The organism is Cellulosimicrobium arenosum (assembly GCF_014837295.1).
GTDB classification, from domain to species: Bacteria; Actinomycetota; Actinomycetes; order Actinomycetales; family Cellulomonadaceae; genus Cellulosimicrobium; species Cellulosimicrobium arenosum.
Window position 1 is genome coordinate 121,508 of the sequence record NZ_JACYHB010000002.1, and the last position, 16,111, is coordinate 137,618.

The window sequence follows — 16,111 nt, forward strand, 5'->3', positions numbered from 1 at the left end:
TTCTACCGGACTGCGTCACCTCTCGGCGGTGCCCTCGAGGGCGGCCGACCGACGGTGCGCCGGTCCGCGCACCGGCCGGTCGCTGAACCACGAGCGCGGGCAGAAGGCCACCACCGCGACGAGCACGAGGCCGCCGTAGATCCACACGTACCCGACGGCCTGGCCGGGGATCAGGACGTCGCCGCCCGGTCCCTGCAACGACAGGAGCTGGACCACCACGACCCAACCGATCCCGTACCCCGCGAGGCCGGGGAAACCCGCCCACGCGCGCGCGAGCACCCCGGCGGACAGGACCACGAGGAGGGCCAGGACGAGCCCGACGGGCACCGCGCCGTCGAGCATCGAGGCACGGTGCGCGACGGTGCCGACGACCCCCACGACGATCCCCAGGACCGCGCACGCCACGCCGCGCAGGACCATGCCGACCGTGCCGACGGTGCCGGACGTGCCGGACGTGCTCCTCGTGCTCGTGATCCGCGGTGCGGACTCAGGCATGCTCATGTCTCCCGTCGTCGCCGCACCAGGCTACGTGGCGCCGGGGGGCGACGTGCCGACTTCCCGTACAGCGGGACGGGAGAGCGCGTAGAACTCGTGTGAAGGGACGGGCGCGAGGACGTCGTTGCTCAGCGCGTACCAGGCGGCGAGACCGGGACGGTCGAGGGCGGTCCCGACCGCCTGGATCTGGGTCGCGTGCGCGCGCATCGCGGCGAGCAGCGCGTCGAGCACGGGCGCGACGGGTACCGCTCGCGGCCCGCGCAGCTCGTCCGGCGCCTTCGCCACGGGCGGCAGCGGCTCGTCCGGGTCGGGGAGCGAGAGTCCCGGCACGCTGTGCAGGATCGCCGCGACGGCCGGCGTGTCGGCGAGCGCGCGCCGAGCGCGGCGCAGCTCCTCGGCCGGCACGACGGCGGCCCAGAGATCGGGCACCGGGTCGCCCGCCGCGTCGAGCAGCTCGAGGGCGCGTGCGGTCACGTCGTGCGCGCGCACGTGGTCAGGGTGGCCGTACCCGCCGCCCGGCTCGTACGTCACGACGACGACGGGCCGACGGCTGCGCACGACCGCGGCGAGCCGGCCCGCGGACTCGTCGAGGTCCGCGCCGACGAACGCGCCCGGCTCGAGCGCGGCCGCGGCCTCGGCCCGCGCGACGCCCGGCGCCGCCCAGGCCATCCCGGAGTCGACGTAGCGCCCGGTCCGGGCCCGGGCGCCGGCCGAGCCGTCCTCGATCTCCGGCGCGGGCCCTGCGTCCGCCGCGTCGAGGAAGACGTGGTCGCGGACCCCGAGCGCGGCGAGCGCCCGCGCGAGCTCGCCCTCGCGATGGGCGGCGAGGGCGGGCCCGTCCCCCTCCAGCTGCCCGACGCCGGTCGGGTGCGCTGGGGTGTCGATCACCTCGCCTCGCTCCCCGCGCGTGCACGTGACGACGGTGACGGGCTCCTCGGCCGCGGCCCACGTGGCGAGCAGCGCGCCGGTCGCGAGGGTCTCGTCGTCCGGGTGGGCGTGCACGGCCAGCAGGCCGCCGGCCGGCACCACCGTGCCGATCCCCCCGATCGTCGTCACGCCGGGATCAGGCGCGCTTGGCCCGCGCCGTCGCGCGTGCGCGCTCCGTCGGGTCGAGCAGGACCTTGCGGATCCGCACGACCTCGGGCGTGACCTCGACGCACTCGTCCTCGCGGGCGAACTCGAGGGACTCCTCGAGCGTGAGGTGACGCGGCGGGATGAGGTTCTCGAAGTTGTCGGCCGTGGAGGACCGCATGTTCGTGAGCTTCTTCTCCTTGGTGATGTTCACGTCCATGTCCTCGTTGCGCGAGTTCTCGCCGACGATCATGCCGGTGTACACCTCCTGGGTCGGGTCGACGAAGAACGAGCCGCGCTCCTGGAGGTTGATCATCGCGAACGGAGTGACCTTGCCCGCGCGGTCGGCGACGAGAGAGCCCGTGGTGCGGGTCTCGATCGGCCCTGCCCAGGGCTCGTAGCCCTCGGAGATCGACGACGCGATCCCGGTCCCGCGCGTCTCGGTGAGGAAGCGGGTGCGGAAGCCGATGAGCCCGCGGGCCGGGACCATGAACTCCATGCGGATCCAGCCCGTGCCGTGGTTCGACATGGTCTCCATGCGACCCTTGCGAGCCGCCATGAGCTGCGTGACCGCACCCAGGTACTCCTCGGGCACGTCGATCGTCATGCGCTCCATGGGCTCGTGCGTCTTGCCGTCGACCGTGCGCGTGACGACCTGCGGCTTGCCGACCGTGAGCTCGAAGCCCTCGCGACGCATCTGCTCGACGAGGATCGCGAGCGCGAGCTCCCCGCGGCCCTGGACCTCCCACGCGTCGGGGCGCTCGGTCGGCAGGACGCGCAGCGACACGTTGCCGACGAGCTCGGAGTCGAGGCGGTCCTTGACCTGGCGCGCGGTGACCTTGTGGCCCTTGCCGCCCTTGCCTGCGAGGGGTGCCGTGTTGATCCCGATGGTCATGGAGATCGCCGGGTCGTCGACGGTGATGAGCGGCAGGGGGCGCGGGTCGTCCGGGTCCGTCAACGTCTCACCGATGGTGATGTCGGCGATGCCCGCGACGGCGACGATGTCGCCGGGGGCCGCGGAGTCGGTCGGGACGCGGTCGAGCGCCTTGGTCTCGAGGAGCTCGGTGATCTTGACGTTCTGCATGGTGCCGTCCTGTCGCGCCCACGCCACGACCTGTCCCTTGCGCAGCGTCCCGTTGAAGACCCGCAGCAGCGCGAGGCGGCCGAGGAACGGGGAGGCGTCGAGGTTGGTGACGTGCGCCTGCAGGGGCGCGCCCTCGTCGTAGGTCGGCGCGGGGATCTTCGTGAGGATCGTCTCGAACAGCGGCTCGAGGTCCTCGCTCGCGGGGAGCTGGCCGTCGAGGGGCTGGTCGACCGACGCGCGACCGGCCTTGGCCGAGGCGTACACGACCGGGACGTCGAGGACGGCGTCGAGGTCGAGGTCCGGCACCTCGTCGGACAGGTCGCTCGCGAGGCCGAGCAGCAGGTCGGTCGCCTCGGCGACGACCTCGGTGATGCGCGAGTCGGGGCGGTCGACCTTGTTGACCACGATGATCACCGGGAGCTTCGCCGCGAGCGCCTTGCGCAGCACGAACCGCGTCTGGGGCAGGGGGCCCTCGGACGCGTCGACGAGGAGGACGACGCCGTCGACCATCGACAGGCCGCGCTCGACCTCGCCGCCGAAGTCGGCGTGACCGGGGGTGTCGATGACGTTGATCGTGATGCCACCGGGCTCGCCCGCCGCGGCCGCGGACGGACCCGCGTACCGCACGGCGGTGTTCTTCGCGAGGATGGTGATGCCCTTCTCGCGTTCGAGGTCGCCGGAGTCCATGACACGGTCGTCCACGTGCTGGTGCGCCGTGAAGGCGCCGGACTGGCGCAGCATGGCGTCGACGAGGGTCGTCTTGCCGTGGTCGACGTGGGCGACGATCGCCACGTTGCGCAGGTCGGAGCGCACAGACATCTACGGTTCTCATTTCATGGAGGTCGACGGGGGCGACGATCGGCCGACGCCGCTCCCGGGCCGCGCGGCACTCGACCGCGGAACTCCGGAGGGCGCTCGGGTCGTCGCCCGGGCACGGCTATCCTACCGGGTCGTCGTCCCGCGTCCGTCGTCGGGCCCTGGACCCGTGCTGTGCCTCGTGCCTCGGCTGCCTCGGCCGGTCCGGGTAGAGCTCTTCCCACTGCTCGGAGATCGACTCCGTCACGCGGGTGGTCACCTGGTCGGTCAGCGCGGCCCGAGCCTGGCGCCGCTCGGAGCGCATGAGGGCGGCGTGCTCGGCGCTGAGCGCGCGAACGGTCGCCACGGCCATCCCGATCATGATCACGGAGAAGGGAAGGGCGATGAGGATCGCGACGGTCTGCAGCGCCTGGAGCCCGCCGGCGACGAGGAGCGCGATGGCGACGAGGCCCTCCACCACGGCCCAGAAGATCCGGCTCCAGGTCGGCGGGTTGGGGTTGCCCCCGGACGCGAGCATGTCGACGACCAGCGACCCGGAGTCCGAGGACGTCACGAAGAAGACGACGATGAGCACGATCGCGGCCACCGACAGCACCGCACCGGCCGGGAACGTGTCGAGGAGCTGGAAGAGCGCGGTGTTCTGGTCCACGCCACCGGCGCCGTCCTGCATGCTGCCCGGGGACGCCATCTCCTGCGAGAGGCCGGCGCCGCCGAAGACCGCGAACCAGAGCGTCGTGACGATGGTGGGGACGAACAGCGTGCCCATGACGAACTCGCGGACGGTGCGCCCCCGCGAGATGCGTGCGATGAAGACGCCGACGAACGGGGCCCAGGAGATCCACCAGCCCCAGTAGAAGATCGTCCAGCTCGACTGCCAGTCCAGGCCCGCCTCGCCCTGGAACGCCGTCGTGTCGAAGCTGAGACGGATGAAGCTCTGGAGGTAGTAGCCGATCGACTGCACCCACTCGCGCATGAGGAACAGCGTGGGGCCGAGGACCAGGACGACGACCATGACGACGCCCGCGAGGATCATGTTGCCGTTGGACAGCCACTTGATGCCCTTGCCGAGCCCGGACACGACGGACATCGTGGCGATCGCGGTGATGGCGGCGACGAGCCCGATCTCGAGCGGCAGCCCCGCGTCGACGACGTCGAGATAGCCCAGTCCCGCGGCGATCTGCAGGACCCCGAACCCGAGCGAGGTCGCGACCCCGAACACGGTCCCGACGACGGCGATGACGTCGATCACGTCGCCGAGCCAGCCCTTGACCCGGTTGCCGAGGAGCGGCTCGAGCGCCCATCGGATCGAGACGGGCCGGCCCTTGCGATGGATCGCGTAGGCGAGCGCGAGGCCGGCGACGACGTAGATCGCCCAGGCGTGGATCCCCCAGTGCAGGTAGCTCTGCGCCATCGCGGACTGCGCGAGGACGGCGTCGCTGCTGCCCTCGAGGCCGGGCTTCGGCGACACGTACAGCGAGACGGGCTCGGCGACGCCCCAGTAGACGAGCCCGATCCCCATGCCCGTCGCGAACAGCATCGCGAACCATACGGGCAGCCGGAACAGCGGCTCGTCGTCGTCCTTGCCGAGCACGATGTCGCCGAACCGGCTCACGCCCATCCAGAGCGAGAACACGACGAACGCGACGACGATGATGATGTAGTACCAGCCGAAGACCCCGATGACGTCGCTCTGCAGCGTGCTCATGACACCCGTGACCGTGTCCGTGAACATGACCGTGGCCAGCACGAACAGCAGGATCAGCCCCGCGGCGGGGTAGAAGACGGCCGGGTGGGGGCGCCCCGAGCGCGGCGCGTCGGGGTCGTGCGCGTCGCCTGTCCCGCGCGCACCCGCCCCGTCGGCGTCCGCAGGCTGCGACGGGGCAGCGTCCTCGATGCTCGTCATGTCCCCAGGCTTGCCCCGCCCGGTCCCGTCGGCAACCGGAGCGCCTGTCGCCGGTCAGCCCGCGGTCAGGACGCGCCCGTCGTGCAGCTCGAGGACACGGTCCGCGCGACGCACCAGCAGCGGGTCGTGCGTGGAGACGACGGCCGCGACGCCGCGGGAGTGGACGACGTCGCGGATCAGGTCCATGACCGTCGCGGCGGTCCCGGAGTCGAGCTGCCCGGTCGGCTCGTCGGCGACGAGGATCGACGGCTCGGCCACGAGCGCGCGGGCGATGCCGACGCGCTGCTGCTGGCCCCCCGAGAGCTCGTACGGGCGCTGCGCGGCGTGCCCGTCGAGCCCGACGAGCGCGAGCGCGCGGTCGACGCGCTCGGCGCGCTCCGCCGGGTCCACGCCCTGCAGGCGCAACGGGACCTCGACGTTCTCCGCCGCGGACAGGACCGGGATCAGGCCGAACGACTGGAACACGTAGCCGATCCGTCGCCGCCGCACGTCGAGGACCTCGGTCTCGGGCAGCGCGGACAGCTCGCGCCCGTCCGCGAGGTGCACGCCCCCGCTGGTCGGGCGGTCGAGTCCGCCGAGGATGTTGAGCAGCGTCGTCTTGCCGGACCCGGACGGGCCGCGCACGACGAGCAGCTCGCCGGCGTGCGCGGCGAGCGAGACGTCGCTCAGCGCGTGCACCGCCGTCGCACCGCGTCCGAACACGCGCCCGACACGGTCCGCGCGCAGCACGGGCGCCCCGTCGGGTGCCGCCCGTGCCGCGTCAGGCGTGGTCCGTGCGTCGTCCGGAGTGGTCCGTGCCTCGTCCGTCATCGTCCGCTCCCGTCGGTCGGCTGGTCCCCGGTGCCCGACGCCGGTGCCCCGCCCGCGTCCGTCGCCTGTCGTCCGCCGTGGCCGGGCCACACGCCGACGTGGTCGGTCTCGAGCGCGAGCCGGACGCGGTCGCGCAGGTCGAGGCTCGCGACGAAGTCGGGCGGGAGCTGGAGCCGGCCGACCCGGTCGAGGACCGCGAACTCCTCCGCGACGTGCCGCTCGGAGCCGTGCTCGTCGAGCTCGGTGCGCCGCAGCACCTCCGTGGACGTACGCCCGTCACGGATCTGGACGGTGCGGCGCACGTGGTCGGACACCGTGGGGTCGTGCGTGACGATGAGGGTGGTGACGCCGAGCTCGGCGTTCATGGCGCGCATGGCCTCGAGCACCTCGACCGACGTCGCCTCGTCGAGCTCGCCGGTGGGCTCGTCGGCGAGGAGCACCCGCGGCGCGTTCGCCACGGCGACGGCGAGCGCGGTGCGCTGCTGCTCGCCGCCGGACATCTGGTCGGGTCGACGGTCGCGCACGTGGGAGATCTCGAGCAGCTCGCACAGCGCGTCGACCCGCGCGGCCCGCTCGGGAGCCGCCCGGTCGCCGGCGAGGGTGAGGGGCACCGCGACGTTCTCGGCCGCCGTCAGGTACGGCAGGAGGTTGCGGCTCGTCTGCTGCCAGACGAACCCGACGGTGTGACGTTGGTACCGCACCCGTTCGCGACGCCCCATGGTCAGCAGGTCGGTCCCCGCGACGACGGCGGAACCGCCCGTCGGCCGGTCGAGGCCGGACAGGATCGTCAGCAGCGTCGACTTGCCGGAGCCGGACGCGCCGACGATCGCGACGAGCTCGCCCGGCTCGACGCGCAGGTTCAGCCCCTGCAGCGCCTGCACCTCGACACCGTCGGCGGAGAAGATCCGCACGAGGTCCAGGCACAGGATGTCCGGGCCCGCAGCACCCTGGGTCATGTCATCTCTCCTCATCGATCCGCAGTGCCGTCGCGGGGTCCCCGCGTCGGCTCACCAGCGTCGCGACCCCGACCGCCCCGGCCACCACCAGGACCAGACCGACGACGACCATGCCCAGCAGCACCGGGTCGAGCGCGAGCGCGGGCTGCGCATCTCCACCCGTGAACGGCGTCAGGTCGACCGCCGCGAGCACGAGCGCGGGGATGGCGAGACCGAGCACCGCGCCGACGACGAGCGACGCGAGCGCCCAGGGCCCGATCTCCCACGCCACGAGACCGGGGGTGCGCCGTCGGTCGAGCCCGAGCGTGCGCAGCACGGCGAGCAGGCGGGTGCGGGCGGGCGCACCGATCATGAGCGTCAGCACGACCGCGACCGCGCTCAGCAGCCCGGACAGCGCGACCGCGACGACGAAGGCCCGGTCGGTCCCGGCGGCGAGCGGCGACTCGAGCGTCTCGGCGGCGATCTCGTGCGGGCTCGTCACCGCGGACGTCGGGAGGATGCGGGCGATCTCGGCACGGACCGCGGTCTCGTCCGCCCCGTCGTCCACCGCGAGCAGCGCGAGGCGCGGGTGGACGCTCACGCCGAGCTCGTCCTGCGCGAGCGCGCGGTCCACGACGACGAACGTCCCGGGCGAGCGGATGCCGGGCGAGTCGGTGACCGTGCCCAGGACCTCGACGTCGGCACTGTCCTCGGCCGCGACCGTGACCCCCTGGTCGCCCGTCGCGACCCCCGTCCCGGCGGACACGAGCACCGGCAGAGCACCGGTCGCGGTGCCGAGACCGGCCGGGAGAGGTCGTGCCCCGGGCGTGTCCGACTGCACGGCCGCGAGCGCGACGGCGTCGACCGCGACGAGGCGCACCCGCTCGCCCGAGGCCCCCCCGCGCAGCAGGACGCTGCCCGCGTCGGCGACGGTCGCGACCGCGTCGACACCCTCGATCGCGTCGAGCTCGGCGACGAGGTCGTCGTCCAGGACGGGACCGTCGACGCGCAGGTCCGCGCCGGCCTCCTGCCAGGCGAGCGACTCGACGCCGTCGCGCACCGTCGTGGACAGGACACCGGAGGCCAAGGCGATCGACACCCCGACGACGAGCGCGAGCGCGGGGACGGCCCCGGCCGCCGGGTCCCGCACGGCGCGCGCGGCACCGAGGAACGGCACGAGATCACGTCGCCTGCGCAGCACGCGTTCCAGTGCCCGCACGGGCCAGGGGGCGAGCCGCACCACGACCAGCGCGGTCGCGAGCGCGAGCAGCAGCGGCGCGGCCGCGAGCAGCGGGTCCACGCCGCCGGAGTCCGGCCCGACGAGCACCCCGCGCTGCAGGAGCAGGACGACGGAGACGGTGGCGGCCACGACGACGAGGAGGCCCGCCAGGGTGGCGAGCCTGCTGCGGCGCGACCCGAGGTCCGCGCGCTCCCCGCGCAGGCCGCGCGGCGAGGTGGTCAGGGCGAAGAGCAGCGCGGGCGCGAGGGCGGTGCACAGCGCGGGGACGAACGTCGAGGCGCCGACTTCTCCCCCGCCCGCGGACACGGGGACGGCGAGCACCGCCGCGAGCGCCCCGACCGCGGCCGCGGGCAGCCCGAGCGCGAGGCCCTCCGCCGCCATGAGTCCGCGCAGCTGTGCACCCGACGCGCCGCGCGCGCCCAGGAGCGCGAGGGACGCGCGGCGTCGGGAGACGACGAGCTGCGCGCCGAGCAGCAGCACCGCGACGGTCACGCCGAGCGGACCGACGGCGAGCACCGCGAGGATCGCGGCCGAGGACCGCTGCTGGGCGAGCAGCGTCGTGAGCACCTCGGTCAGCTCGCTCGCGGGCGCGAGCTGGAAGCTTCCGCCGGGTACGACGGTGTGCGGCACGGACGTGAAGCCGCGGAGCTGAGCCAGGAGCGGTGCGACGTCGTCCGCACCGACGTCGTCGCCCGACACGGGGTACCAGACCCTGGTCGACGGGCTGAGCCAGAGCATCCGCTCGACGCTCGCCGGGTGGACGTAGAGCGCGGTCCGCACGGACGTGCCCATGTTCAGGTCCTCGTCCACCGACGGCGCCGCGGAGTACGGGTTGTGCGCCCAGTAGTCCCCCTCCGGGTCGACGGCCTCGAACGTCCCGGCGAGGCGGACCGAGGTGACGTCGTCCATCGCTCGCACGTCGCCGACCGGCCATCCGAGGACCTCGGCGGCCTCGGCAGACGTGGCGACGTCGATCACCTGCTTCCCCACGACGCGCACCGCCCCCGTCTCGTCGACGATCTCGGTCCCGTCCTCCGCCTCCGACAGCCCGTCGGCCTGTGCGGGCCACGCCCCGTCGACCAGCGTGACGTGCTCCGCGAGGTGCGGGTCGACCTTGATCACGCCGGACGGGAAGCGCACGTCGTTCCCCGGGACCCGCGGCAGGTCGCGCGGGTCGTCCTCGACCGTGTACGCGGGTGGGCCCAGCACCGAGCGCAGCGGCTCGAGCTGGTCGTCGCGCAGCCGGACGAGCCCCTGCTCGAACGCTCCCCACGTCGCCTCGGCCTCCGGCCCCAGCGTTGTCGATCCGGGTGGTTCGGCCGGGCCGAGATCGGGACCGCTCGGGGTCACGGCGATCACGTCGCGCTGCTGAGGCGTCGAGTCGGCGAGCTCGTACGCGACCTGGTCCGCGTTCGTCGCGGCGACCGCGCGCGGCCAGGCGGTCACGACGAGCGCGACGACGGCCACGACCACGGCGAGCGCGATCGACACCGACCGGTGCGCGGCGAACTGGCGCCGTCCGAGGCGCACGAGCCTCACCGGATCTCCTCCCGGTAGTGGGCGTCGAGCGCCTGGGCGCGCACGCGCGCGGCGACGACGAGCACGACGGCGGCGAGGCCGGCGGTGAGGGCGACGAGCACGACGGCGGTGGGCCCGACCGCCTGCACGAGCGGGACCGGGAGCACCTGCGCCGCGCTCCCGAGGGTCGCGCGAGCGAGCGCAGGGACGGTGAGGGCGGCGACCGCCCAGCCCGCCACGACTCCGAGCACGAGCGCGAGGGCGCCGACCGCGGCCAGCTCGAACGCGCGACCGCGGGCCTGCACACCCGGGAGCGTCCCGAGCGCGCGCAGCACCGCGACCTCTGCGCGCCGCGCCCGGAGCTGGGACAGCGCGACCGCGAGGACACCGGCGAGCGCGAGCACGACGGCGCCCGCCGCGGCGAGCCAGAACGCCACCCGCACGGGTGCGGCGGCGTCGGGCCCGGCGTCGCCCCCCGCGGCCTGGGCGACGCCCTCGTCGGTGGCGGACGCCTGCGTGGCCGCGAGACCCGCGGCCTCGTCGGCGACCTGTGCGCGGGCAGCGAGGTCGTCGTCGGTACCGATCCAGACGGCGTCCGGTCGGGGCACGGCCTGTGCGACGCGCAGGCCGTGCTGCAGCCACGTCGCCAGGTCCGCGAGCACCGCGGTCTGCTCGACCGCTCCGGGGACGACCTCGACGACGTGCTGGACCCGGACCGGGACGTCGGTCCCGGACACCGTGAGCACCGACTCGTCGCCGGGAGCCAGGTCGTAGGAGTCGGCCAGGGCGGCGGGGAGCGTGACGGGCACGGGCGCCGTCGCGTCGGCCTCCGGGGCCAGCCGGACGTCGAGCGGCAGGCCGCGCGCCGAGAACGTCGCGTCCACCCCTGCCGGGCCGCTCGGTGCGAGGTCGGCGAGCTCGTCACGCACGAGCGTGTCGACCGGCACCCACGCGGCCCCGGTGGTGCCCGCGAGATCGAGCGGCTCCGCGCCCGCGGGCGTCCGGGCCGACGCCGCGTCGAGCGTGACGGTGGCCCGTGCGCCGGGGAGGGGCGTGCCGATCTCCAGGTCGAGGCCCACGAACCGCCACGCGCCCGGACCGGGCAGGTCACCGCTCATCGCGTGCGAGGAGGGGGTCTGCCCGACGTCGGCGGCGACGTCGTCGACGTACCCGAGGCTCAGCGAGCCGAGGGAGACACGGTGGAGCGCACCGGACTCGTCCGCGACCCATGCCGCGACCCGTGCGGTCCGGGCATGGTGCACGTCGTCCCAGTACCACGGGAGGTCGGGCGTGACCTCCTCCGTCAAGGACACCGCGGCGGTGACGTCGACCGACATGCCGGTCGCGCCGTCGGGGAGTGCCGCGCCGAGGTCGGCCGACGGGTCGCGCAGGTCCCCGGTGACGTCGTCCGCCGACATGCCGACGGGCAGGCGCAGGACGTCGGGCGCGGCCTCGGCGTCGAGCGCGAGCAGGGCCACCGGGTCCTCGCCCAGCACGCCGGAGGACCGCAGCACGCTCGTCGCCCCGCGTGCGCCGTCGAGCGCGGCGTACCGGGCGACGACCGGTGGGTTCTCGGTCTGCGTGACCGTCGCACCACCGCCGGTCACGACCCGCACGTCGGTGCCGGCGCGCAGCTCGTCCACGGCAGCGCGCGAGGAGGCCGTCGTGCCCGCGTAGGCACCGGCGAGCGTCGCCGCGCCCGACGCGAGCACGACCAGCACGACCGGCACGGCGACGACGACGACCCGGCGCGCGACCTGCCGGGCGGCGAGGACGGGCTGGATGCCGCGGCGGCGGGACGCGAGCCGCTCGACGAGCGCCGCGGCGGGGCCGAGGACCGCCGCCGTCGCGACGAGGGCGGCCGCCGTGAGCACGGCGGCCGGGGCGAGCACGGCGAGCGGGTCGGCCTGCGTCGTGGCTCCGACGACGACGACGGGCGAGCCGTACCGGCGCAGCTGCCACGCGCACAGCAGCGCGACGGCCACGACGACCACGACCGTGCCGAGCGCCGCGGCGGAGCGGACCCGGCCGGAACGGTCGCCGGAGTCGGCCCGGACCCTCCGGGCGATCCCCCGTGCCTGCCACCAGGCCACGGCCGTCATGAGGACGCTCCCGACGACCGCGCTCGCCACGGCGACCAGCACCGACGTCGCCATCGGCGCACCCGCCGAACCCGGCGCGATCACGAGTCCGAGCACCAAGCGCGCCGCGGCGACGCCGAGCACGGCTCCGAGTCCCACGACCACCGCCGACTCGACCGCGGCCAGGGCGGTGACCTGGCGCACGGCGGCTCCGCGCGCGACGAGCAGCGCCGCGTCACCCGCGCGGTTCTGCGCGAGCAGGCGCGCGACCTGGACGAGCGCGACGAGACTCACCACCACGAGCAGCCCCACCGGCACGAGGGTCACCGCGTCGGCCGCACGTAGCGCGGCGTGCGCGTCACGGGCCGTCGTCGCCAGGTCACCGGTCACGGTGAGCCCGCGGACCGCCACCGCCTCGTCGCCGCGTAGGTCGTCGCGGAGCTCCTCGGCACCGTCCGCGAGCACGGACAGGTCCGCCGACTCGATCCGGTCCGCGTCGGGCACGACGGTCCAGACCGCGAACGGGGCGGTGTCGATGGTGGCGAGCGTCGCCTCGTCGACCACGAACGGGCCGACCGTCGAGCCGTCGACGCCACCCAGCACGAGCGGGTCGTCGAACCAGCGGGGGGCGGCGGGATCGGCCGGTCGCCAGGTACCGACCACGGTCAGGCTCGTCCCCGACACGTCATCTGTCGCACCGGTCGCACCGGCCTGGTCGACCTCGTCGACCCCGGCGCCGACGACGACGTCGTCCCCCGGGGTCAGCCCGAGCGCGGCCGCGGCGTCGGCCTGCAGCGCCGTCTCGCCAGCGGCCTGCGGCCACGAGCCCTCGACGAGCTCGGCGACGTCGTCGATACGGGGGTCGGAGGCGACGACGGCCCGCTCGTCGCCCGGCTCGTCGTCCCGCTGGGACCCCTCCGGCGTGGTCGACAGCGGGAGCGGCTCGGTCCGCACGACCCGGTCGATCTCGAGGGGGGCGTCGGCGAGGTCCGCCTCGAGCGTCGAGCGGACGCGCGCGTCCTGCTCCTGCGGGTCGTCGGCGAGCCGTGTGCGGACCTGGACCGCCGAGGCCGTCGGACCGACGCTCGTCAGCGCGGCTCGGGAGCCGTCGGTCGCCGCGACCTGCACGGACCCGATCGTCGCGCCGACGGTCGCGACGATCGCCGCCGCGAGCAGCAGGATCGTCAGCAGGAGGCCGCCGTGAGCGCGTGCGCGCCGTCGCGCGACCACGGACCTCCGCACTCTCGCCTCCCCGCCGTCGACTCTCCTGTCGTCGTGGCTCAGGCCCCGGGGACGCCACCGTCACGGGTGTGCGGGTCGACGCCGGTCCCGGCACCTGGCTTCAGCGACTTGATGACCCCGCCGTCGTAGTCGAGCTCCGCGACCTGGTCGCCCAGCGAGCGCAGGAGCTCGTGCCGCGCCTCGCGGCGACGACGCTGCTCCCCCGGTTCCGGCACGGGCGCCGCGGCGAGCAGCCGCTTGGTGTACTCCTCGCGCGGGTCGTGCAGGACCTCGGACCGCAGTCCCTGCTCGACGATCTTGCCGTTCTGCATGACGACGACGCGGTGCGCGAGCAGGTCGATCACGGCGAGGTCGTGGCTGACGAACAGGCACGCGAACTGGTACCGCTCCTGCAGGTGCGTGAACATCTGCAGGACGCTCGCCTGCACGGACACGTCGAGGGCAGACGTGGGCTCGTCCGCGACCAGGAGCTCGGGGTCGAGCGTGAGCGCGCGGGCGATGCTCACGCGCTGGCGCTGACCGCCGGACATCTCGTGCGGGTACCGGTTGAACGCTGCCCGCGGCAGCTCGACGGCGTCGAGCAGCTCGTAGACGCGCTCCTGCTGCGACGTCGCGTCGCCGACCTGGTGCACGACGAGCGGCTCGGCGATGCACTCACCGATGGGCATGCGCGGGTTGAGCGACGCCGCGGGGTCCTGGAAGACCACCCCGATGCGCTTGCGCAGGTCCTTGAGCTCGCGCTTGCGCATGCGGCCGAAGTCCGTGCCGAAGATCGACACGGACCCGCTCGCTGCGGGGATGAGCCCGAGCGCGCAGCGCGCGATCGTCGACTTGCCGGAGCCGGACTCGCCGACGAGACCGACGATCTCGCCCTTGTGCACCTCGAACGACACGTCGTCGACCGCGCGGAACGGCGGCTTGCCGAGCCTCTGGTACTCGATCACGAGGTTCCGCAGGTCGAGCGCGGGCCGCTCGACGGCTTCGGTGACGCCCTCACCCGCGTGGTCGTCGGACGTGCCGAACTGGCCCGGGCCGGAGCCGAGGTGCGGCACCGCGCCGAGGAGCTTGCGCGTGTACTCGTGCTGCGGGTGGTTGAGCACCTGGTCCGCGGTGCCCATCTCCACCAGGTCGCCCTTGAGCATCACCGCGACGCGGTCGGCCATGTCGGCGACGACGCCCATGTTGTGGGTGATGAGCAGGATGCCGGTGTTCAGCTTGTCCTTGAGCGAGCGCAGCAGGTCGAGGATGTCGGCCTGGACGGTGACGTCGAGGGCCGTCGTCGGCTCGTCGGCGATGATCACCTTCGGGTCGCAGCTGATCGCGAGCGCGATGACGACACGCTGCCGCTGCCCGCCGGAGAGCTCGTGCGGATACTGCTTCAGCCGCCGCTCCGGCTCCGGAATCCCCACCATGTGCAACAGCTCCGCGGCACGCGCGTCGGCCAGCTTGCCGAACGCGATGCCGTGCAGCTGGAGCGCCTCGGTGAGCTGGTCGCCGATGGTCAGCACGGGGTTGAGCGCCGTCATCGGCTCCTGGAAGACCATCGCCACGTCGTTGCCGCGCATGCGTCGCAGACCGCGCAGGTCGAGGTCGCCCACGACCTTGTCGCCCACACGGATCGTTCCGGAGACCTTGGCGTTGCTCGGCAGGAGCCCGAGCGCGGTCATCGACGTGACGGACTTGCCCGACCCGGACTCGCCGACGAGCGCGACGACCTCACCGGGCTGCACGTCCAGCGAGATGCCCTTGACGGCGTGGACCGTACCGAACTCCGTACCGAAGCGGACGTGGAGGTCCTCGAACGACAGGACGGCGTCGGAGCGGTAGCCGGCCTCGCCCTCCGTGGAGATGTCGAGGGTGGTCATCAGTCCTTGCTCCTGTTCTGGCGGGGGTCGAACGCGTCGCGCAGACCGTCGCCGAGGAAGTTCACCGCGAGGGCGATGGCGAGGATCATCATCCCGGGCCACCAGAAGAGCCACGGGCGCGTGGTGAACGCGTTCTGGTACTCGGAGATCAGCAGACCGAGGGACGTGTCGGGTGCCTGCACGCCGAACCCGAGGTAGGACAGGGACGTCTCGAGCAGGATCGCCTGCGCGATCGTCAGCGTCGCCGAGACGATGATGACCCCGATCGCGTTGGGCAGCACGTGCTTGGTGACGATCCTGTAGGCACCGGTGCCGACGGCGCGCGCGGCCGTGACGAAGTCGCGCTCGCGCAGCGAGAGGACCTCGCCCCGCACCAGCCGGGCGAGCCCGGTCCAGGTGATGGCGCCGAGCACGAGGGTCAGACCCCAGATGCCCCAGCCGCTCGCGATCTTGCCGACGACGGCGGCGAAGACCAGGAGCGGGATGATGATGAACAGGTCGGTGAGCCGCATGAGCACCGACTCGATCCAGCCACGGTAGTACCCCGCGAGCGCGCCGATGACCGTGCCCAGGAAGGTCGAGATCAGGCCGACGCCGACGGCGATGATGATCGACTGCTGCGTCCCGCGCATGACGAGCGCGAAGTAGTCCTTGCCGATGGTGTCCTGGCCGAACGGGTGCTGCCAGGTGGGGCTGCCGCCGTTCACGACCGTCCCGGCGTGGGTGTAGTCGTACGGCCACCAGCCGGGGATCGGGCCGATGCCGATCGAGGTGAACGCCACGACGACGATCACCGCGAGGACGACGATCGACGCCATCGCCCCCTTGTGCCGGAAGAAGCGCCGGCGCACGAGCTGTCCCTGGCTGTAGGACTTGTCGTGGCCGGGCTCGTCGTCGACCGAGATGGCCATCGGCTTCGCGCCTTCGGCGTCGATCCCCTGCACGCCGGGGATCGGCTCGAACGACTCGTCCCCGCGCTGCGAGCGCTTGTCCTGTTCACTCATCCCGGCCTCCGGGTGTTGCGCTGGGCCTGGCGGCCGCCGACATGGTC

General features: G+C 73.8%; 10 protein-coding genes. All 10 read right to left on the reverse strand.

All coding sequences use genetic code 11. The features are described from left to right. Positions 1–15: 15 nt before the first annotated feature. The 10 genes from IF651_RS03525 to IF651_RS03570 all read right to left on the reverse strand — a co-directional run bounded on the left by IF651_RS03525 (position 16) and on the right by IF651_RS03570 (position 15,971). The gene (locus IF651_RS03525) at positions 16–501 is read right to left on the reverse strand and encodes a DUF6113 family protein (RefSeq protein WP_241744079.1); all 486 of its coding nucleotides are present in this window, start codon (positions 499–501) and stop codon (positions 16–18) included. A gap of 24 nt (positions 502–525) precedes the next feature. Beyond that, entirely contained in the window at positions 526–1,551 is a 1,026-nt protein-coding gene (locus IF651_RS03530) for a PIG-L family deacetylase (RefSeq protein WP_338403752.1), read from the reverse strand. Positions 1,552–1,558: 7 nt separating this feature from the next. Continuing rightward, positions 1,559–3,469, reverse strand: coding sequence for a translational GTPase TypA (gene typA, locus IF651_RS03535; protein WP_191827703.1), 1,911 nt, complete (start codon positions 3,467–3,469; stop codon positions 1,559–1,561). Between the two features lie 118 nt (positions 3,470–3,587). Further along, complete coding sequence (locus IF651_RS03540; RefSeq protein WP_191827704.1) at positions 3,588–5,369, reverse strand: BCCT family transporter; 1,782 nt, start codon at positions 5,367–5,369, stop codon at positions 3,588–3,590. 54 nt (positions 5,370–5,423) lie between these two features. Then, positions 5,424–6,179, reverse strand: a complete 756-nt coding sequence (locus tag IF651_RS03545) for an ABC transporter ATP-binding protein (protein ID WP_191827705.1) — start codon at positions 6,177–6,179, stop codon at positions 5,424–5,426. Further along, a complete protein-coding gene (locus IF651_RS03550) occupies positions 6,176–7,135 on the reverse strand; it encodes an ABC transporter ATP-binding protein (protein ID WP_191827706.1) in 960 nt (319 codons plus the stop codon). Before IF651_RS03550 ends, IF651_RS03545 begins: the two co-directional genes overlap by 4 nt. Before the next feature lies 1 nt (position 7,136). Further along, positions 7,137–9,893, reverse strand: a complete 2,757-nt coding sequence (locus IF651_RS03555; protein ID WP_191827707.1) for an ABC transporter permease — start codon at positions 9,891–9,893, stop codon at positions 7,137–7,139. Beyond that, entirely contained in the window at positions 9,890–13,183 is a 3,294-nt protein-coding gene (locus IF651_RS03560) for an ABC transporter permease (RefSeq protein ID WP_191827708.1), read from the reverse strand. The genes IF651_RS03555 and IF651_RS03560 overlap by 4 nt, the downstream gene beginning before the upstream one ends. A 50-nt stretch (positions 13,184–13,233) precedes the next feature. Next, complete coding sequence (locus IF651_RS03565; RefSeq protein ID WP_191827709.1) at positions 13,234–15,060, reverse strand: ABC transporter ATP-binding protein; 1,827 nt, start codon at positions 15,058–15,060, stop codon at positions 13,234–13,236. Continuing rightward, on the reverse strand, positions 15,060–15,971 hold the full coding sequence (locus tag IF651_RS03570; RefSeq protein WP_422110448.1) for an ABC transporter permease: 912 nt from the start codon (positions 15,969–15,971) through the stop codon (positions 15,060–15,062). The genes IF651_RS03565 and IF651_RS03570 overlap by 1 nt, the downstream gene beginning before the upstream one ends. Positions 15,972–16,111: the final 140 nt, after the last annotated feature.